This window comes from Pseudoalteromonas sp. SG43-4, assembly GCF_014164325.1.
Taxonomy (GTDB): Bacteria; Pseudomonadota; Gammaproteobacteria; order Enterobacterales; family Alteromonadaceae; genus Pseudoalteromonas; species Pseudoalteromonas distincta.
On record NZ_JACJFB010000008.1, the window covers coordinates 177,238 to 197,887 of the forward strand.

Sequence of the window (20,650 nt, forward strand, 5' to 3'; positions counted from 1 at the left end):
TAATCTAGGGTATCGTCATGCAAAGCGATACCCTCGCAATTTTTAGGAAAATATAATGGAAGTAGTTGCAATTGGTGAAGCTTTAATAGATATACTCTCACATGACTGCATGCACAATAAGGCATCAAATAGCGAACTAGACTTCACACAGTTTGCCGGAGGCGCACCCGCTAATGTTGCTGTAGCCGTAGCAAAGCTTGGTGGTTCAAGTTATTTGCTTGGTAAAGTAGGCAATGATAAATTTGGTCGCTTTTTAATAAATGCACTCAAAATGTATAATGTAAACACATCTTATGTTGGCTTTTCAAAAAAAGGGAAGACGGCACTCGCGTTCGTATCGTTGGATGAAAACGGTGAACGTACATTTGAATTTTACGATAAAGATGCTGCACATTACGATTTACAAATAACCGATTTAGAGCCCTCTTTATTTTCAACACCTAAAATTGTGAGTTTTTGTTCAGGCTCTTTTGCAAAACCTTTAGTATTAAATACAACCTTACATGCGCTAAAACACTTTAAAGAATCAGGCTCGGTTACATGCTTTGACATTAACTTTCGTTCAGCCTTCTGGGATGAACCACTCACAGCTAAATCTGTTATTGAGGATGTTGCTAAAACAGTTGATGTTATTAAAGCGAGTAAAGATGAGCTGATCTCGCTTTATGGAATAGAGCATATTGATACCACTATTAGAAGTTGGGTAGATAGTGGCGTAGCTTTAGTTTTAATGACCGATGGTGGCGAGCCTATTACTTTTTCATCTAGCTCATTTAGTGGTACTTATCCTTGCCCTAAGGCATATGTTGTGGATACCACAGCTGCAGGCGATGCGTTTGTAGGTGGTTTTTTATATCAAATATCTTCGCTAGTGAGTAATAAAACAGAATTTACTGACTGGGCAAATAACTTTACTAACGTTTCAAAGGCTATCGACTTTGCTACTAAATGCGGAGCCAAAACAGTAGCAACGTTTGGAGCCTTTGATGCCCTACCTACATACCATGATATCTCGGCGAGTACCCTTAAATCTTCGTGTCGATGTTAAAAACCTAAATAACTCAGGAAACTTATCAGAGGGAAGTTTCACTCAGGTGAAACGGTAGCAGATCAATCAATTATATTTAATGCGCGCGTTGTCATATCTCGTGTCTTTAGCTTTACTATTGGTAAGCGTTTTTAATTTTACCCTAACTGAGGGTATCGTCATACAAAGCGATACCCCCGCAAGTTTTAGGAAAAGATAATGGAAGTAGTTGCAATTGGTGAAGCTTTAATAGGTGTACTCTCACATGACTGCAAGTGCCAAAATTGCTTAAGTATCACGGTAATTCTCCCTATTTATAATACTTCTTTTATTGGCGACTCATTTTAGTATCACCTTAACATGAGTTGCCTATATCAAAATCGTTTTTACACTAGTCTTCTTTTACATTTAATACGTATTGGTTTTGTCCTATTATTTATAATGCCACGGTTTTAATATTGCCAGTATGAAAGAAAGAATAAACATCGTGTGGTTTAAACGTGATTTACGTCTTAGCGATCATCAACCATTAAAAAATGCATTTAGTAATGGCTTACCGACCCTGTTACTTTATAACTTTGAGCCATTACTGCTCGAAGATGCACACTACAATGAGCGGCACTGGCGCTTTGTGTATCAATCGATAGTTGAGTTAAATAATCAGCTAGCGCGTTTTAACGCCTGTGTTTATATATTTAATTTAAATATGAACGATTTACTTGAGTCGATAAAGACGCAGTTTGAAATAGTTAATATTTTTAGCCATCAAGAAATAGGCTTAAACAACACCTTTGAGCGCGATAAGGCAATAAAAGCATGGTGCCAGCATAACCACATTAATTGGCAAGAGTCGCAAACAGGCGCGGTAATTCGCGGCAAAAAAAATCGTAATAATTGGAACGAACGCTGGCAGCAAACAATGCAAGCACCTATTGCTGTTCCTAATTGGAAGAGTATAAAAACAATTACCCTTAATAACTATCAAGCGCCTGAGCTGCCAAGCGCTTACACTCAAGATCACGACAGCTTTCAACAAGGTGGCCCACTGCATGCGCGAACTGTAATGCAGAGTTTTTTTGCCGAGCGCGGTAAAGGTTATCAAAAGGGAATATCGAGCCCAAGTTTAAGCCAAAGCCACTGCTCTCGCCTTTCGCCCTACCTAGCATGGGGGAACATTAGCCTTAGGCAAGTGTATCAAATGGCCATTGATGAATATCATTCAAAACACCCTGACAAAAGAGGTTGGAAACGCCCACTAGCAGCGTTTGTATCGCGCTTGCATTGGCACTGCCACTTTATGCAAAAGTTTGAAAGCGAGTGCTCTATGGAGTTTTTAGCTCTTAATCCGGGTTATCACGTATTTCCGTATCGTGATGATGAACGTGTGAAAAACGATATTGAACGCTGGGCGCAAGGTCAAACAGGTATTCCAATTATTGACGCTTGCATGCGCTGCTTAAAAGCCACCGGTTATATAAACTTTAGAATGCGCGCCATGCTTGTAAGCTTTGTAACGCATCATTTAAATATAAGTTGGCAGCAAGCAAGCTTTCCGCTCGCTAATTACTTTTTAGATTTTGAGCCAGGGATTCATTATCCGCAAATTCAAATGCAAGCCTCGGTCACAGGTATTAATACCATTAGGCACTACAACCCAATTAAGCAATCAGAAGATCAAGACCCAACAGGTTCGTTTATTAAAAAGTGGTGCCCCGAGCTTGAAAAACTCCCTATTGAATATTTACATCAGCCTTGGGAGCAAACTCCAATGGAAGCACTCTTTAACGACTTTAAGTTAGGGGAGGATTACCCTGAACCCATGCTTGATTTAACAGCGGCCTCAAAAGAAGCACGCGAACGCTTATGGCAATACCGTGAGCGAGCCGATGTTAAACGTGCCATAGGGAAAATTCTTAAAAAGCACGTTGGGGGTACTCAAAAAGTTACTCGAACAAAAAGTAAAACGGATACTAAAAATAACAGTAAGGCTAAGTAAGCATGGCGCACAAAAAACTAAACTTACCTCAAAAAATATGCCCTATTTGTAATAAACCTTTTACGTGGCGTAAAAAATGGCAGCGCGACTGGGATAACGTTATTTACTGTTCAGAGCGCTGTAAGCGAAATAAACAGGGGTAACAATTAACTGGCGCCTATTTTGCAACATCATCAGTAATTAGTGCTTTTAAGGCTTTATATAAGTTTATTTTGTAAATAACGCTTAGATAACCTGAAAAGCTTACACTCTAGCAAGGAGAAGATGATGACGATTAAAAAAACGGCAAGTTCAACATGGTCTGGCGACATTAAAACAGGCAAAGGTAGCATATCAACTCAAAGTGGCGCGCTTAATAAACAACCTTATGGTTTTAATACCCGCTTTGAAGATGAGGCGGGCTCAAACCCTGAAGAATTAGTAGGTGCAGCGCACAGTGCATGTTTTAGTATGGCGCTTTCACTTGCATTAGGTGATGCAGGCTTTACCGCAGATAAAATTGATACTAAAGCCACTGTAAGCCTTGATGAAGTAGATGATGGTTTTTCGGTGACGCATATTGCCCTTGAGGTAAAAGCGCGTATTGATGATATTCAAAACGAGCAGTTTCAAGCTTTATGTGAGCAAACCAAAAAGAGCTGCCCTATTTCAAAACTCTTAAATACCGAAATATCACTAGATGCGACACTTCAATCAGCATTTTAAATATTTAGGTTTAGATTACTGTAAATAAAGCACATTAAATTAAAGCCAAGTAAATTATTACTTGGCTTACTAATCATCAAGATACCTTTTTAGAGCTGCTTATACCTAAGACTTCAGATAATAAAGCGATCCCCATGCCAAGCGCGGGCCAAATCACCCATAAGGTGTTTGGTGATGTAATTAAATTAATTAATCCTAAAAACACTAAAGCAACTGCATACTGTTTAAAACTTTGAAATATTGTTGTTGATGTATTCATGTTTATCCTCCTGTTAATGTATAAATCTATTTTTATATAAAAACGAAATGCAAACTCCTGCCAAATGTCATTAAATAGCATGGCATTAGTCATCATATTACTCACATATAAATAATCACTTATTACGTTAAAAAAAATATAAACTAATACTTTAATCTATTTGTGTTAGGATCTACCCTCAACTAACTTTAAAAATAAACATCAGAGGATGAACTAAGTGATCGAAAAATCTAAAGATTGTGAAAAAGTGACATGTAGTAATTGTGCTGACGCCAACGATCTTGAATTTGATTTTTCTATGGCTTTTCAACCGATTATAAACTGTAAAACTCGCCTAATTTATGGCTATGAAGCATTGGTTAGAGGTTTAAATGGCGAATCTGCTTATTCAATTATTTCAAAAGTGAATGAAGACAACCGCTATGCATTTGATCAGCTTTGTCGTATTAAAGCCATTCAACTAGCCGCAAAGCTGGGCATAACATCAATGCTAAGCATTAACTTTTTACCTAATGCTATTTATAAACCTGAGCGATGTATACGCACCACACTCGAAGCTGCAAAAAAGTATAACTTTCCAATTCAAAATATTATGTTTGAATTTACTGAAGTTGAAAAAATAGAAGACACCGCACACATTAAACGCATTGTTGATTACTATCAGTCTCTCGGATTTAAAACCGCCACTGATGACTTTGGTGCAGGTTATTCTGGTTTAAATCTACTGGCTGACTTTCAAACAGATATTATCAAGCTTGATATGGCGCTCATACGCGATATTAACAACGACAAAAAACGCCAACTAATAGTAACTCATTGCTTAAATATGTTTCGCGATTTAAACATCACCGCACTAGCTGAAGGGATTGAAACGGTAGAAGAATATAAGTGGCTTAAAAACGCAGGTGTTGAGCTTATGCAAGGGTATTTATTTGCCAAACCAAGCTTTGAAAACTTGCCTGAGGTAAACCTAATTTTTTAATTAGGAAAACTAACAACATCTAAACACTTTATTACAATCATTTAATTGCCTTATAAAACCTCACAAATATAATACCCATTCTAGTAACAAATTTACTTAATTATAAGAAGGGATACTTATGCGCTTTTTAATGCCACTCACTTTACTCACACTTAGCTGCACAGCGTCTGTAAACGCTGAGCAGTCAGAATCAAAACAATGGTTTAACTCTATAAACTACGCAAAAATTGATTCTGATTATTACAGCGATGATGTGTATGGGCTATCAACTCACTATTACTTTGAGAAGCAGCAAAACTCTGGTGTTTGGGATGATTATGGCTACTTGGATACAGATAGTAATATAGGCTTAAATTATTTTAATTCAGATGGTTACAGTGGAAAAGGTATTTTTGGAGAAGGCTTTTACGGCAATGCTTTTGCAACTTTTGAACTACCTAATATTGGTGATGCCGACAACTATTCACTAGGTTTAGGTTACTTATTTGCTGATTCACTAAAAGTATCTGTACGTATGTTAGATTATGAATATAGCGATACAGTTTATTTGTTTAAAGCTCAGTATAATCATGAAATTAACGACACCGACTACATTGGTTTTACTGCTGAAACAGATGATGAAACAGAGTCGTGGGACCTATCATCACGTTACTTTGCCCATCTTTATGATGACAGCTATTTTGCTGTAAATGTTGACTATCTAGATGTTGGCGACGACTCAGTTTTTAATGTGCTCGCAAACTATTACTTCAATAAACATGTTGCAGTCGGTATTGGCTCAAACGACTCTGATTTAGTTATTGAAGGTAAGTACTTTATTAATGATAGCTACTACTTCACTGCTAATTACACTGATAATGATAACTATGATATATACAATCTTAGCTTTGTAGCCCAGTTTTAATAAACACAAAAAAGCCGCCTTGCTGGGTCTGCTCAGTTAACCAAGGCGGCTTTTACTAAACAACTATAACTACATATTACCCAGCTCTATCATCATTGCTGTGTACATACGTAAATTCAGTTCAAGTTGCTCAAGTGTCATAAATTCATGCTCTGAATGACCTGTGTAGCGCTTACCCGGCATTGAAGGGCCAAACGATACAGCATTATCAAACAGCTTTGCGTTAGTGCCACCACCTATTGATACAAAGTCAGCTTTTTCGTCGCCCGTAAAATGCTTGAAAATATCAAGCAGCTTTTGCGCATGTGGCGCGCCATCAAGTAGCATAGGTGTGCCAATAATTGTTTCTATGTTAGCAAGTGTTACATTGTTAGTAGCTTGCCAATTAGCGAGTGCATCATCAATTTGCTTTTGTAATACAGCTTCGTCTTTACCCATTGGGCGACGTGCATTTACAGCAAGTGTTAGCGCATTACCATCGCGCTCAATAACGGTTGGTGCCACTGTCATTGGGCCCATAAAGTCGTGCTTGTAAGCTATTTCGCCAAATTGTTTACCGTGAATGTCTAAACCAATTAACTGATTCACAAAGTCGATTAGCTCGCCGTCACTGTTATTTTCAAGCTTCACACCTTTAAATAACTCAGCTAAATAAGCAATAGCATTTATACCCGACTCCGGCTCAGATGAATGCGCCGACATACCTTTAACGCTTATTGCTAAACCATTACTTTTTTCACTAAAGTTAAATTCAACTTTATTTAATGTTTTAGCTTTTGCTTTTAATGTATTAATAAGTGCCGCGTCTGCATTGTGAAGCACTAAGCTGGCGTCTTCTGGAATTTGGCTTCTAAACGCACCGCCAGTTACATCCTTTACATATAAACCCGTTTGTGGTGATGTTGCATTAAAAGTAGGTGCAATTAAGCTCCAGCCTTTCTCGGCAACCACTACAGGGTATGATGCATCAATCGTTACTGCATATTTTGGTTGTTCATACGTTTTCATAAATTGAGTAAGCGGACCCCAATCAGACTCCTCAGCAAGGTAAATCATAAGCTCAATACGGTTATTAAGGGTTATGCCTTTATCTTTAATTGCTTTCATGGCGTAAAGCGCTGTTGCTATTGCACCTTTGTCGTCCTCAGTACCACGACCAACTAATTTACCCGGTTCAGATGTATCAATAATAAAAGGGCTTTGTTTCCATTTACTTGCATTAGCAGGTTGCACGTCGCCGTGGGTTACTACCGTTACTTTTTCGCTTTGCTCGCCCATACCAATTAATACGGTGTAGCCTAAATCTTGGTAGTCAAAACCAAGCTCTGCGGCTTTCATTTTTAAAAGTGCTTTAAAGCCAATAAAATCGGGATTTTGAGGAGTGCTAATGTCGCTTTTGTTAACCGTCGGAAAAGCCACTAAGTTAGTTAGTGTGTGTATTTGAGCATTTTGGTAGGTATTTACTGCGTAATCGGCAACGCTATCAATATTTTTATTTAACTGCGCATGTGCGCCAAATGCAAATAAAGCAATACTGGCTAAAGCTAACTTTTTCAAAACAATTCCCATTTAATTAATAGCTAAGAGCGGTAATTATAACGCTATGAGTTACTTACTTATAGCTCTTTACGCCAAACGCGCAGATTACTTAAGGTAAATAACCTGAACTCTGGATAATAAATCTATCTCAAGCAGCTATTTCCAGCGCTAACTGCGTTGAACTTACTTGCAATAGGCCAGCTATTGACGCGTAAGTTCGCCTTGTTTTCACTGAAAATCTCTGGCTAGAGAAAATAAATTTAAATATCACTATAGTTCAATACGCTGGTAAACCTCTTACCCAGAGTTCATGTTAAATATTTATATAGCAGCTTTTATGAGGATGACTGTATAATGCGCGACTTAAAATTAAGAGAGTATTTAATTGTGAACCGTCGTAAAAAAATCGTCACTAAATTTCAAAAAAAAGATAAACGCACTAACGCTAAACTACACAAAAGCAACAAACCCTCTTATGTGTCAAAAGCTGAGCGCGAAAAACTAGCTGAGCAAGAAAATAATGAGCCACAGGTAATCCAAGAGTAACTTTACGTTACCTGTTGCTTTGATAATTTAAAGTGGCAAAAGTACCGACCACTTACATAACCAACCACTGCCGTGGCAACTATAAGTTCAAACGTAGCTAAGTAATTAACTGTATCTACATATGGCATTGCGAGGTTTATACTTTGCATCCAGTCTTTCATTTTAAATAATGCAGTTGCCCCAATAACCATTGGAAATGTAAAAGCAGCGTAGCTCGGCGTAAAAGGTCTGCGTAATAACTTTATAAATAACACATAAACAATCAGTGTTTTTATTATCGCTAATATAAATAATGCGCCCACTATAACAAGTGATGGATTAGCTACAATATGAAAATACCCCGCTAATGTTAAACTGGCAGGCGCTGCTAAAATGGCGAGTGTTGGCTGTATTTCGTAGTCACTTTTTAATGCTAATAAAAAACGATAAAACATAATTGGCAGCATTATAGCGTACGTTGATATACCAATAACTAATGCACTATAAGCTAACCACGCTAATGTCGGATTTCCCGAAAAAGTAACATCTGCAATAATTATCCCCACTGGTGGCACAAACCAGCTAGGCGCCATATCTTCAAAATTAAACTTTTTTGCTCGCTGGTATAAAAAACTCACCAAAAAGGTTAGATGCAACACAAAAGCTAAAACCCACATAATGTCGCCAGCTAATTGGTTAAATTGCCCAACTGAGTTTGAAATAACAAGATTAGCCATTGCAAATGTAGGGATCACACTTCCTGCAACTGGGTGTGCTAAATCGGCTTTTAATAAATGAGGGTGTAGTAAAAACTTAGCAGCCAAAAGTAAAACTAATACGCCAGCTAATACCGCTCCCAAAAATTGCCCTTGGGAGTTTAAATTAAAAACGTTTTCCCATGTCCATCCCATACTAGCAATACCCAAAGCTAAACCGGCCATAGCTGTTGGCGCACCCATCACTTTATTTTTAAATTGCTTAAACACTGTACTTCCTAATCATTGGGTGATGAACAAGTTACTGCTTTTTACTGCATTGCCTTAAAATAACGCTGTAAAATTAGTACAAGCGTGCTTAATAGAACGCTTTTTGCGTACAAATATTTCATAAAAATAAGTTTACGGCTTACATATTAAAGCGTATGAAAAAAGCCATAACACAGTTATGGCTTTTACTTTATTTTAAAATTTAATTTAGTTAAAACGCGTAACTAATGCTTACATTAAATGAACGACCCTGCCCAGCAAGTTGTTCAAAACCGTTGCTGCTATCTTGTTTAAGTGCTGCAATACTTACGCCGCCTAGTGGGAGTTGGTAGTACTCATCAAACACGTTACTCACTTCTGCGCTTAGCGTTAATGAATCCCATGTGGCTTTAGAGCTTAAATTAACCAAGCTGTAGCTGTCTGTTTGGTTTTCAAAACGATTATTATCTACACGGCTTTTATTATCGACCCACTGCCAAGATAATGCGTTTTCAAACCGACCCATTTGCTGGCTAATACCTAGCTGGGTCTGCAGTGGTTTAATTTGATAAAGCGGCTGGTTAGTATCGTCGCGCTTGCCTCTCGTATTAGTAACATTAGCGTGTAACTGCCAGTTACCTAAGTCCTTAGATTCATAAATGTTGGCTGTTAAATCTATTTTTGCACCATACAAAATGGCATCTACATTAGTGAACTGAAAAATGTTACGCGTTGTATTGTCCAAGTTATAACTATTGAAGCATCTTACAATATCAGCATCAATATAGTCGCTCACATCGGTATACCACACATTGGTACTTAATCGCCAACCATCATCTTTAGCCGATTTAATATAAGTAGCACTTATTGTATGCGCAGTTTCAACGTCTAAATCAGGGTTACCAATATAGCCACTACCATCGCCATACCAACCAATCATGGTGGTTGCCATGGTGCTTACACCCCAACTGTATCGCTCGTTTAAATTGGGCGCGCGGTTTTTACGGGCAAGACCAAATTGCAGCTCATCATAATTTGTTATTTGGTAGTTAATTAATAAGTTAGCATCAACTATAGTGTCGGTTTTATCTCTGCCGCCAGCATTAAAATTCTGTGCAGCAATGCTATTATCTGTAGACGTATCGCTCATGGTCATAGTTTCCATACTATCCATGTCGCTTATATCGTCAATATCCATCATGCTCATATTCATACCATCGTTGTAAGATTGAACCTCTCCAGCTTGGGTATTAACACTTTCAATACGTACACCTGCGTTTAGCCACAGTTTTGTATTTATTGGGTTCTCATATTCAGCAAATGCTGCTATGCGCTCTCGTTTGCCATTATTTATATTTACGTAATCGTTTGGTCCCATCATGGTTGAGCCTTCAATACCTGGCCACCAATCATCAATGCTGTAATTGTAATATTCTTGAGCGAGTAAAATACTGCTATTTTTATCAAGCGCAATACGCCATTTAAGCTGCGTACTTATATCTTGTGCATCGGTTTTCATTGGCATCATGCCTGTTTTTTCTTGGCTAAAAAAACCCATTTCGTGCTTTACACTGTGCCAATTAACTTGCCCTTCAAACTCACTGTTATCAAAAGAGCGTTTGTATTGAGCTATTGCACCGTAACTGGTGTTATCGGTCATATCCATATACTGATTTGCAAATCCCTGATACGGGATTTTTTGATGTGTTAGCTTTATCACTAATTGCTGTTTATCATCGCGCATAGCTGCGGTTAAACTATGATTTTGTGCTCGATACAATGTATCTAACACTACATCGCCGTTACCGTCTTCATAACTACCTGCATCACTAAACGACCCCTGGTAATTAAGACTAAACTTGTCACTTGCTAAACGTGCACCTACGCCAAGCTTACGTCCGTTATCAACACTACTGTACTTTGCTGACACATAACCTGAGTGCCAACCTAATTCATTGCTATCGCTATACTGTGGTGAAATAGAATTAACGCTTATTACGCCAGCAATATTATCGCCGCCCGCACTCACTGGCGACACGCCTGCAACCACATTATAAGACGTAATTTGATTAGCCGAGATATACGAAAGTGGCGGGTTCATATGATTAGCGCATGCAGCGGTTACATCTGCGCCATCAATTAACACTTTAACTCTGTCGCCCATTAAACCATTTAAAATAGGGAGGTTAGATACGCCGCCCGCAGCTGAAAAGTCGACACCTAAATCACTTAATAACGATTCTGACGAACCAAGTGCTAAGTGCTTATTTTGAGCATGTCCGTGTACTACAATTACTTCTAAAGACGTATCGTCGGCAAATGCAAAAGTAGATAGCACACCGCTAATAAAAAGTGCGACAGGGGAAAGTAAGTAAGTTTTTTGAGTTTTGCTTTTATAAACCATTGTTAATTTATGCCACTGTAATAATTGGCGTAATTATAGTGTGAACTGCAAAAGCAAAAGCGCGACATATTGTCGCACTTTATCAATTTTGAATGTTGTTAGGCGTGTTTAATCTAAAAGGTCATATAATAAATTAAGTATTTAACTCAGCGACTGTTTGAGAAACAATATCAGCCCCTCGCTCAATCTCTTTAATAACCTCAGATACATTCGCAATAAGCTCTCGGCCTTGCTCTGAAGAGTCTGAAACCGACGTAATTTGCCTTGATATATCATTAGTGAGCTCTTGGTTATTTTTAACAACGGTCGCTATTTCATTAGTTGAACTACTCGTACTGGCTGCAAGTTGCCTTACTTCGTCAGCTACTACAGCAAAACCTCGACCGTATTCACCAGCACGTGCAGCTTCAATAGCAGCATTGAGTGCAAGTAAATTAGTTTGATCAGCAATGCTGCTGATTGTAGAAACAATGGAGCCTATTACAGCTGATTGTTCATTAAGATTTTTAATTAAATCAACTGACTTAAGAACTTGGCTTACAATGGCATCTGAGTTTGCAACAGAACTTTGTAGTATCTCAGAACCTTTTTTAGCGGTTTGCGCTGTAGCTACCGCCGATTCATACGCGATTGCAGCGGCTTCAGTCACTGCATTATTATTGTGTATACGATCAGTAATATTTGATGCAAACTTAATTATTTTAATTACATTACCTTTGCTATCTAATATTGGGTTATAAGTAGCTTCTAGCCAAATTTCTGAACCGTCGGCGGCAATACGTTTAAATTTTCCTGACTTAAACTGCCCCTGCGCTAATTCATTCCAAAAGTGTGGGTTTTTCTCATAAAACACTTCAGTACAAAACATTTTATGATGTTTACCTACAATATCTTTTAAGCTGTAGCCTACTGTCGCTAAAAAGTTTTGATTTGCGCTTAAAATATTACCTTGTGGGGTAAACTCTATTGTAGCCAATGCTTTATCGAGTGCACTAGCTATGGCTTCTTGTGCCTTTCGTTGTATATAACTAGTCGTAATATCAGAGGCTATTTTAATCACTTTAGTGACTACGCCATGCTCTTCTACAGGAAAGTAAGTTGCCTCAAGCCAAAGCTTATCGCCATTAGCTTTGTATCTTAAAAACGATCCTGATTTAGAATCTCCGGTTTTTAATGCTTGCCAAAATTGGCTATATTCATCTGACTTTGCATATTCAGGTTCGCAAAACATGCGATGATGTTTGCCAATTATTTGCTCTTTGCTGTAGCCTACAGTAGCTAGAAATAACTGATTTGCGTCTAATATTATTCCTTCAGGTGTAAACTCTATATAAGCCACATGCTTGTTAATTGCCGACAAGATAGACTGTTTTTGAATTAATTGAAGCTCCATTTCTTCAATTTTTGCGTTTCTTTTAGAAATACCAAACATATAAAAACCTTAAGGAGTAAATTAGTAAAAACATTAGCAGAATAACGTTAAACAAATATGTAACTATACTGTAAATATAAGCTCTAAATAACCTTTCGGCGAATATTTAACACCTTATAGATGCATGCTTTATAAATAGTTTTTTTATTTTATAAATTTTAAGTAGTATTTTCTTCTAATTAACATTTCAAAAACCTAACAAAAACACTAATTTATGCATGACTCTGTACTTTTTTTAACTTAAAATAGCACTCTCACAGACTACCCTCTCACACCAAAATTTAAGCATACATATAATATTTTCTATTCAGAATTTATTGTGCTGTTTCACTTTTAAAATTAAATCTTAAGGGATCATCTATGACATCAGATGTAACGTCGGCATCTAGTCAACTTAACAGAACCGCTATTTTACTCGTATTAGCACTTGGCACATTTATTTTAGGATTATCTGAGTTTTCGATGATGCCTATGCTGCCACTAATTAGCGAAACATTTGGCTCAACGCCCTCACAAAGTGGTTACGCAATTAGTGCTTACGCCATTGGTGTTGTAGTTGGCGCACCTATTTTAATGCTCACTACTGCTAATATGAGAAAGCGCAAAGCATTGCTCATTTTTATAAGCTTAATGTTTATCTCAAACGGGTTAAGCGCGATGGCAACATCGCTTGAGCAGCTTGTAATATTTAGATTTTTAAGTGGCTTACCTCATGGTGCATATTTTGGTGCTGCTATTTTATTAGCATCAGATATTGCTCCAAAAGGTAAGCGTGCTAGCTTTATGTCTAAGGTGTTTATGGGTTTAACTGTGGCTACTATTGTTGGCGTGCCTATAGTCACACTTGTAGGTCAAAATTTAAGTTGGCGTTATTGTTTAGCTGGCGCTGCAGTACTGGCCTTTATTGCTTTTGTTTTTGTTTATAAAGTAGTGCCTAGTATCGATAACGCTAAGCCTTCTAACTTACTAAACGAGTTTGGCGTACTTAAAAATAAACTGGTTTGGTCCATTTTGGGTATTGTAATTATTGGCTTTGGCGGAGTGTTTTGTATTTATACTTACATTGCCGACACCATATTAGTGGTAACAAAAACAGCTCCGTATACTATTTCTATCGCAATGGTAATGTTTGGTATCGGTTGTACACTCGGTAACTATGTACTGGGTAAAGCTGCCGATAAATCAGCAATTAAAACGACTGGCCTTGCGCTTGTATGTACTATTGTATTTGCCTTTGCATATGTAACGGCAAGCCATAATATTTGGGCTCTTTACGCGGTGATCTTCTTTATTGGTTGCAGTGTGGGCTTGGCTACGCTGATTCAAACGCTTTTAATGGACGTTGCGCCCGAAGGCCACGCTATGATTGGTGCCTTAGTACAGTGCGCATTTAATACTGCCAATGCTATAGGTCCTTGGGTTGGCGGAATAGCAATAGCGCAAGGTGCTGCACCTAATCAAACAGGTTACGTAGCAGCTGTATTGTTTTTAGGTGGTTTGGGTATGTGGCTATTAAGTTACTTACAACTAAACAAACAGCAACCAACAGCGCAAGCTACTAATTAACTGAGTTCGAGTTAATTTAAAATACAAAAAGAGCCGCTAATTAGCGGCTCTTTTATTTTTAATTTACCTAGTAAATTAAGCGTTTAACGATGCCATATCAATAACAAAGCGGTATCGTACGTCAGATTTTTCCATACGCTCGTATGCCGTATTAATTTCGTCAATGTTGATCATTTCGCACTCAGGTAGCACGTTATTTTCACCACAAAAGTCGAGCATTTGTTGCGTCTGTGCAATACCACCAATAAGTGAGCCTGCAATACGACGGCGACCCATTAATAATGGCACCGTGCTTAGCTCATCTACAGGACCAACTTGGCCAACAATAACTAATGTACCATCTACATCAAGTAGCGGTGTGTAAATAGATAAATCATGTTTTACAGGGACTGTATCTATAATGACGTCAAAGGCAGATTGCGAGTCTTTCATTTCGTCATCATTAGATGACACTAAATAGTGCTGAGCGCCTAATTTAACCGCATCATCTTTTTTAGACTCACTACGGCCAATTACCGTAACGCTTGCGCCCATTGCAACTGCATTTTTAACGGCCATGTGACCAAGCCCACCTAGACCAACAACACCAACACGGCTACCTTTTTGTACTCCCCACTTATGAAGTGGCGAATACGTAGTAATACCTGCACAAAGTAGCGGTGCAACGCGTGAAAGGTCTAAATTTTCTGGTACAGAAAGTACAAATTCTTCGCGTACAACAACATGCTTAGAATATCCACCTTGGGTCATTTCACCACTAACGCGGTCTTTGCCTGCGTACGTACCAACCATGCCTTCGCGGCAAAATTGCTCTTCGTCGTTATCACATTGATCGCAACTTTGGCACGAATCAACCATACAACCCACAGCAACTGTGTCGCCTTGCTTATATTTTTTAACGTCGCTACCTACCGACATAACTTTACCAACAATTTCGTGCCCAGGTACTAGCGGGTAGTCACTGCCACCCCAATCATTTCGTACGGCGTGTAAATCTGAATGGCACACACCACAGTATAAAATTTCAATTTCTACATCGTTATTTCGCAAATCGCGGCGCTCAAAAGAAAACTCTGTCAATTCAGAACCTTGGCTTTTTGCTGCATATCCTACTGTTTTCATAATAACTCCATAGTGGTTAAAAATTTAAATCATCAACAGCATAGTCCATAGCCCGTGAATAGAACCTGACAATATAAAATAGGCACAAAAAAGCCCAAACAGTGTTTGGGCTCAATCGTTAGTACTAGGGCGCTAAATTTAATTATTTTGCAAGTAAGCTGTTTAGTTCATTAATAATTGAATGAATGCGCTCTGCATTTTTTCCTAAATCACTACGCCCTACTCGCGATTTACTACGAATATCAACAAAACGCTGGCTGCCTTCATCTTTAATACGAATTACCACATCGTCTTTAAAACCAAACCATGTGGTTGTATCAGTAGCTTCTACAATACCTGTAGCCGTATTTGCACTTACCACTGCAAAGCCAAGATTTTTAACTGCTTGTTCGCTTGCTGCCATCAAATCGGCTTTAGATTGTGCAAAGCTTAACGTTGCCAGTTCAGGGTATGCTTTGCGTTGTTGTACTGCCGTTTCTTCACCCGCGTACTCTACTGGATTTGGTGCTTCAGCACGAAGTGGCGCAATTGCTACAAATTTTGGTGGGTTAACTAAATCTGTTGAAATATCATGAATTGCCGGTACGCTTTTAGCTTTGTTCATCATGTTAAGTGGCATAGCAATAGCCACAACCGAAAACACAAGCGCAATAACACCACTGCTTAGCGTTAACGTTTTACGCATAAATAACGCTTGTACTATAAGTAGCACCAATGCAGCGCCACCAGCGTAAACACCAAATTTAAAACCAGCAAACGCAGTTCCTAGCTCTACAATACCAAATTTATACAAAGGCCCCGGCAGTATGACGAGTAAAAAGGCGATTAGACTAACTAAGCTCACTAAAACTTTCATTTTATGATTCCTATATTGTGTGATTTTTTATTATTAAAACAATTAAGCACTATTAAACAGTAGCTTATACTACTAACAAGCGCTTTTAGATTACTATTAGCGACTAATTACACAAAAAAGTCCAATGTTGTGTGATCAAAGTTACTCAAGTTTGGAAAAATATCAACAAGCTCAGAGCTTGGCACACCAAACCACTGAGCCAATGTGGCAAAGTACTGTTCATTAGCAACACTTGGAATTAAACGACCGCCACCGGTATCTTGTGGGCCATCCAAATGTTGAGTTAATAGCTCGCCATATATATTGCCGCCTTTTACTGCGCCGCCCATTACTATTTGGTTTCCTGCCCAACCATGGTCAGTACCATCGCCATTTGAGGTCAACGTGCGACCAAAATCAGACATAGTAAACGTAGTCACTTTATCTGCCATATCAAGCTCTTTCATCGCACTATCAAATTCACTTAACCCTTGAGCTAACGTATTTAATAAAGCAGGGTGCGTTGTTAATTGGTTGTCGTGGGTATCATACCCCCCCATAGAAACAAAAAACACTTGGCGTTGAGTACTCAACTTTGCCTGTACGCTAATTGTTTTAGCGACTGCGGCAAATTGCTCACTAAGGCTATTATCGCTAAATGGGGTAATAAGTGCAGGCGCGCTTTCTAACGCGCTGTTCATTGCTTGAGTGTTATTTATCGCACTTGTTAAGCCATTGGCATAAGCTGTACTTAACGGATGGCTCGTATTGCCTAGTAAACGGTTCATAATAGCGGTTACGTGCTCGCTACGAGGTTGATACCCTCCAAACGCGTTAATACTACTAATGCCGCTTTTGTTAAGCGCAAATGCATTGCTAGCACTTCCCGTTTGCCATAAATTAGTACCGTCGAGTGATACATTAGCTGCAAACTCATCTTGTAACTCTAAACGCTCTAAAAGTCGTGCGCCCCACCCGCTATTAAGTGATTGTTTTTCTCGACCATACATCCACGCAGCTTGCTGATCGTTATGCGAAAACAAATGCTTAGGCAAACCTATTGTTTTATTTTTATAGTCATTCAATGTTGTGGGAGCGAGTAAAGTACCTACCCCGCCTATAAATGCTAAATTTTGGGATTCAAACACATTTTGTATGGGTTCAAGTGAAGGGTGAATACCTACGCCACCAGCAAACTGGCTTTTAATGCTTAGCTCAAGTGGGCTTTCTACCGCTAGGTTTTGCCTGCTTTGCTCGTACAAACTCCGTTGCTCGCCTTCAAGCGGAACGAGCATATTTAACGAATCATTCCCCCCGTATAAATACACACACACTAATGCTTTATAATCACCTAGCTCAACGGCATTAGTCGCTCCAGTTAATGCTTGTAATTGCAGGCTCGTTAACGCGGCAGCCGATACGCTGCCTTTTACACATAACGACAAAAACTCTCTTCTATTAATGCTCATTATGCGCTCCTAATTCTGCACGTTAAATTCAGGTGAAATAGCAATCATATATAATAAATACGAAACCCGTTCACGGTATTGCTCTTCATTAAAGTAGGCATCTAAATCAAGTAATGCTTGGCGTGTGCCACTGCTCATTGCGCCTGCAAAATATAACGTGTTGTACTGAGTTAATAGCGCGCTAACACCGTTTTTCTCTAAAACATTCATGTCGTCTTGAATATAAACATAAATACCATTTAAATTTAAATCACTGTGTGCTTCAGCGGTACTCCACACTAAACTTGCGTAAAGCGCGTTCATGGTGCCAATCAGTGTCGCATCGTTTGCTATTTGTAACTCTGGCGCAACAATACCTTCATTTCGTAAAGCTGCGGTTTGATAATCAGGCCTAAAAAAGTTAAATACCGAAGCCGACTGCATGGGTCCTTGCCCGTAGCTATTTATTAAATTCCATGTTTTATAGTAACCAGCCAAAGATTTAGCATCGAGATTTCGCCAAAACTGTACGGTTTTTAAAATAGGCTCTTTAATTTTACCTTGATAGTTAAGCACTGAGCCAAAATGCCGTGCTTCATCATCTAAATATATAGCCTTTACTACAGCCGCTAAATCGCCGCGTACACCGGCGCCATTATCAATAAATACATTAGCTACTCGTTCAACGTATTGGGGGGTTGGATTTGACGTAATTAATCGCTGAATAAGTTGCTTAGTAATAAATGGCGCAACATTTTGATGGTTAAATAAATTATCGAGCGCTATTTGCAATGACTCTTCTGCTGTATAACCTTGTGGTATAACCTCGCCATTTAGTAAGGTTTTTTGTTTACTAGAATGGTACTCGTCAAATGCTTCCATTGGTTTAATATAGTCACGACTTTTACGCTTAAATGTTTCACTATCGGCAAACGTCCAACCAGTAAATACGCGTGCAAAACCCTCTATTTCGACCTGTCCGTAAGTAGCAATAGTATTACCTTGTGCATCAAGCTTGGCGCTGCCATCTAGGTTTAGCTCTTCAAGGCCAATAGTAAATAACTGCATTACTTCACGTGCGTAATTTTCATCTGGGCGAATATTAAGTGCATCGTCTGCTTTTTCGTTACCCAAATGGCTTAAGTAAGTTCCCATAATAGGCGAAAGCGTGACATCTTCGAGTAAGTCACGATAATTACCAAAGGCATGCTTTAGTAGCAAATCGTAATAAGTGATCATGCCCTCAGGTTGGCCTCTTAAGGCACTGTTTTCATCCGACACTACTAATATTTCACTTAACGCAAATGCAACACGTTGACGAAGTTGATCGTCACTTTGCATTACTGCCTTCCACCATGCGTCTATGCGGCTTATGTATTTAAAGTCATCATCGTCATTTAACTTTACTAAATAATCACGGTGATAATTAATAGGTAGCGCTATTTGTTTATCAAGCCATTGCTGCTCGCTTAAACCTTGTGCGTTTTGTATTTCACTAAGCTTAGGTCCCATTGTTGCTTGGTGTAGTAACCGTGCGGCGCTAATGTCATCCATATTATTACGTGCAGTAAAGCTTAGCGTTTTTACACTGCTTGCCCCTTCGTTATCGGTTGCTGTTACCGAAAAAGCATAATCAACAGGCTTATAACTTTGCGCATTTAGCAGTGTTACTGAAGTAGTTGTTGCCTCTAAAGGCCCACTAATTAGTTCAGGCCCTTGCGTTTGTTGCCACACAACAGATGTAATAGTGCCGTCTTTATCACTGGCTGTTGCTGTTAGCTCAATTGTTTGGCCTTTACTTAATTCACTAGGAATATCAGCGACTGACAAAATGGGGATTTTATTTCCGTTAACGGTTGGCGTATCATCGGAGCCTGAACCACCGCAAGCGCTTAGTATAAAAACCGAGCTTGCGATAAGAGCAAATTTATAATGCATGTAAAGTCGTCATCATTTGTTAATTAAAGTACGTTAGTGTGTACCGAGTTTAATGCATTTATTGAAACACAAAATTTACAATTTAACTCTTTATTTTTTGTAACCGAATCATGAACGCCCCATTAATAATGCGCTAGCAGCTGGGGTAAACAGCCAGAGCTTTATTATTTATGAAAACAGAAATTCGCTATTGTTTTGAATCTTCACAAGTTGCTAACCGATTTTTACACGAGCTCAAAGACTGGCCGGTTAACGATGTAAAAACACGACTTTTTAATGGCGGCGATAGTGTAAAAGTGACATACGAATACGACGAAAGTGGTTTTGATTACACTTGCGCCGAACTTGATGACCTTGCACAGAGCCATGGCGGGAAAGAGGTTTAGCAGGCAGTAACATAAAAGTAGCGCCTATTCTTATAATAAAAGCCAAGATCATGCCGATACTCTGCATTTAGCTGTATAGGGTGCTTTACAAAAATTAACTACCATAAAAAATAGCTATGTATAAATAGCCTTACTGTATAAAAAGCGCCATTGATACAGTGCTTCAATGGCGTAAAATTATATTTTTAGATAGAAAAAAAGCTGAAACTATTTCGCTACCGAAACTTCCACTTTCGATGAAGATGAACTCGCAAGATCCAGTACTTCATAATAATTTAAGCCATCAATTTTTTTACCAATAATAAAGTAATTCACTTCATTCATCATGGTTGGGTCGCCTAAAACATCTTCTGCGCTTTGCACATCAGAAAATTGAATTGCAATTAAGGCGCCTATAAAGCGCATTACATCTTGAGATTTTAATGTCTTTAAAACTTTATTAACTCCGGCCTGAGTTGACTCAGGTGTAGAACCATCAAATCTAAAATCACTTTTTGTACTAGCGCATGCACTGAGCATTAATATTGATAGTGCGATAAGTAAACGTTTCATAAATATATCCTTATTTGTTTTATTAGTTATTCGTTTATTCGTTTATTCGTTTATTCGTTTATTCG

19 protein-coding genes are annotated in these 20,650 nt (G+C 38.5%); 9 read left to right on the forward strand and 10 right to left on the reverse strand.

Annotation, left to right across the window (positions count from 1 at the left end):
* Window positions 1–55: 55 nt before the first annotated feature.
* The 4 genes from H5160_RS10280 to H5160_RS10295 all read left to right on the forward strand — a co-directional run bounded on the left by H5160_RS10280 (window position 56) and on the right by H5160_RS10295 (window position 3,728).
* Window positions 56–1,048 (forward strand): carbohydrate kinase, encoded by a 993-nt coding sequence (locus tag H5160_RS10280; RefSeq protein WP_024598256.1) that lies wholly within the window; start codon window positions 56–58, stop codon window positions 1,046–1,048.
* A gap of 445 nt (window positions 1,049–1,493) precedes the next feature.
* Window positions 1,494–3,023 (forward strand): cryptochrome/deoxyribodipyrimidine photo-lyase family protein, encoded by a 1,530-nt coding sequence (locus tag H5160_RS10285; protein WP_182737384.1) that lies wholly within the window; start codon window positions 1,494–1,496, stop codon window positions 3,021–3,023.
* 2 nt (window positions 3,024–3,025) lie between these two features.
* Window positions 3,026–3,166, forward strand: a complete 141-nt coding sequence (locus H5160_RS10290; RefSeq protein ID WP_002958154.1) for a DUF2256 domain-containing protein — start codon at window positions 3,026–3,028, stop codon at window positions 3,164–3,166.
* Between the two features lie 124 nt (window positions 3,167–3,290).
* Window positions 3,291–3,728 (forward strand): OsmC family protein, encoded by a 438-nt coding sequence (locus H5160_RS10295; RefSeq protein ID WP_024593544.1) that lies wholly within the window; start codon window positions 3,291–3,293, stop codon window positions 3,726–3,728.
* 76 nt (window positions 3,729–3,804) lie between these two features.
* On the opposite strand, the gene H5160_RS10300 is transcribed toward H5160_RS10295, so the two are convergent.
* Window positions 3,805–3,987 carry a 2TM domain-containing protein gene (locus tag H5160_RS10300; RefSeq protein ID WP_002958152.1) on the reverse strand — a complete coding sequence of 61 codons (183 nt, stop codon included), beginning with the start codon at window positions 3,985–3,987 and terminating at the stop codon, window positions 3,805–3,807.
* Window positions 3,988–4,204: 217 nt separating this feature from the next.
* On the opposite strand from H5160_RS10300, the gene H5160_RS10305 reads away from it, so the two are divergent.
* On the forward strand, window positions 4,205–4,969 hold the full coding sequence (locus H5160_RS10305) for an EAL domain-containing protein (RefSeq protein WP_182695030.1): 765 nt from the start codon (window positions 4,205–4,207) through the stop codon (window positions 4,967–4,969).
* 118 nt (window positions 4,970–5,087) lie between these two features.
* Complete coding sequence (locus tag H5160_RS10310; protein WP_182737385.1) at window positions 5,088–5,873, forward strand: putative porin; 786 nt, start codon at window positions 5,088–5,090, stop codon at window positions 5,871–5,873.
* A gap of 69 nt (window positions 5,874–5,942) precedes the next feature.
* Here H5160_RS10310 and H5160_RS10315 read toward each other — a convergent pair whose 3' ends face one another.
* Entirely contained in the window at window positions 5,943–7,430 is a 1,488-nt protein-coding gene (locus H5160_RS10315) for a dipeptidase (RefSeq protein ID WP_182196875.1), read from the reverse strand.
* A gap of 336 nt (window positions 7,431–7,766) precedes the next feature.
* Between H5160_RS10315 and H5160_RS10320 the strand changes: the two genes are divergently transcribed.
* Window positions 7,767–7,958 carry a DUF2986 domain-containing protein gene (locus H5160_RS10320; protein WP_182693613.1) on the forward strand — a complete coding sequence of 64 codons (192 nt, stop codon included), beginning with the start codon at window positions 7,767–7,769 and terminating at the stop codon, window positions 7,956–7,958.
* Between the two features lie 2 nt (window positions 7,959–7,960).
* On the opposite strand, the gene H5160_RS10325 is transcribed toward H5160_RS10320, so the two are convergent.
* The 3 genes from H5160_RS10325 to H5160_RS10335 form a co-directional block, all read right to left on the reverse strand.
* The gene (locus tag H5160_RS10325; RefSeq protein WP_182737386.1) at window positions 7,961–8,923 is read right to left on the reverse strand and encodes a TDT family transporter; all 963 of its coding nucleotides are present in this window, start codon (window positions 8,921–8,923) and stop codon (window positions 7,961–7,963) included.
* Window positions 8,924–9,134: 211 nt separating this feature from the next.
* Window positions 9,135–11,306 (reverse strand): TonB-dependent receptor, encoded by a 2,172-nt coding sequence (locus H5160_RS10330; RefSeq protein ID WP_182737387.1) that lies wholly within the window; start codon window positions 11,304–11,306, stop codon window positions 9,135–9,137.
* 133 nt (window positions 11,307–11,439) lie between these two features.
* Window positions 11,440–12,738, reverse strand: coding sequence for a PAS domain-containing methyl-accepting chemotaxis protein (locus tag H5160_RS10335; protein ID WP_182196878.1), 1,299 nt, complete (start codon window positions 12,736–12,738; stop codon window positions 11,440–11,442).
* 360 nt (window positions 12,739–13,098) lie between these two features.
* Between H5160_RS10335 and H5160_RS10340 the strand changes: the two genes are divergently transcribed.
* Entirely contained in the window at window positions 13,099–14,304 is a 1,206-nt protein-coding gene (locus H5160_RS10340; RefSeq protein WP_182737388.1) for an MFS transporter, read from the forward strand.
* A 75-nt stretch (window positions 14,305–14,379) separates the two neighbouring features.
* Here H5160_RS10340 and H5160_RS10345 read toward each other — a convergent pair whose 3' ends face one another.
* From H5160_RS10345 to H5160_RS10360, 4 genes are all read right to left on the reverse strand, one after another.
* Entirely contained in the window at window positions 14,380–15,426 is a 1,047-nt protein-coding gene (locus H5160_RS10345) for an NAD(P)-dependent alcohol dehydrogenase (protein ID WP_182693538.1), read from the reverse strand.
* Between the two features lie 142 nt (window positions 15,427–15,568).
* A complete protein-coding gene (locus H5160_RS10350; RefSeq protein WP_024596009.1) occupies window positions 15,569–16,282 on the reverse strand; it encodes a DUF1499 domain-containing protein in 714 nt (237 codons plus the stop codon).
* Between the two features lie 107 nt (window positions 16,283–16,389).
* Window positions 16,390–17,730 carry a DUF1501 domain-containing protein gene (locus H5160_RS10355; RefSeq protein WP_182737389.1) on the reverse strand — a complete coding sequence of 447 codons (1,341 nt, stop codon included), beginning with the start codon at window positions 17,728–17,730 and terminating at the stop codon, window positions 16,390–16,392.
* A 9-nt stretch (window positions 17,731–17,739) separates the two neighbouring features.
* On the reverse strand, window positions 17,740–19,647 hold the full coding sequence (locus H5160_RS10360; protein ID WP_182737390.1) for a DUF1800 family protein: 1,908 nt from the start codon (window positions 19,645–19,647) through the stop codon (window positions 17,740–17,742).
* Window positions 19,648–19,817: 170 nt separating this feature from the next.
* Between H5160_RS10360 and H5160_RS10365 the strand changes: the two genes are divergently transcribed.
* Window positions 19,818–20,033 (forward strand): hypothetical protein, encoded by a 216-nt coding sequence (locus H5160_RS10365; protein WP_002958138.1) that lies wholly within the window; start codon window positions 19,818–19,820, stop codon window positions 20,031–20,033.
* 207 nt (window positions 20,034–20,240) lie between these two features.
* Here the strand turns inward: H5160_RS10365 and H5160_RS10370 are convergent, their stop codons facing one another.
* Window positions 20,241–20,585 (reverse strand): hypothetical protein, encoded by a 345-nt coding sequence (locus H5160_RS10370; protein WP_182737391.1) that lies wholly within the window; start codon window positions 20,583–20,585, stop codon window positions 20,241–20,243.
* Window positions 20,586–20,650: the final 65 nt, after the last annotated feature.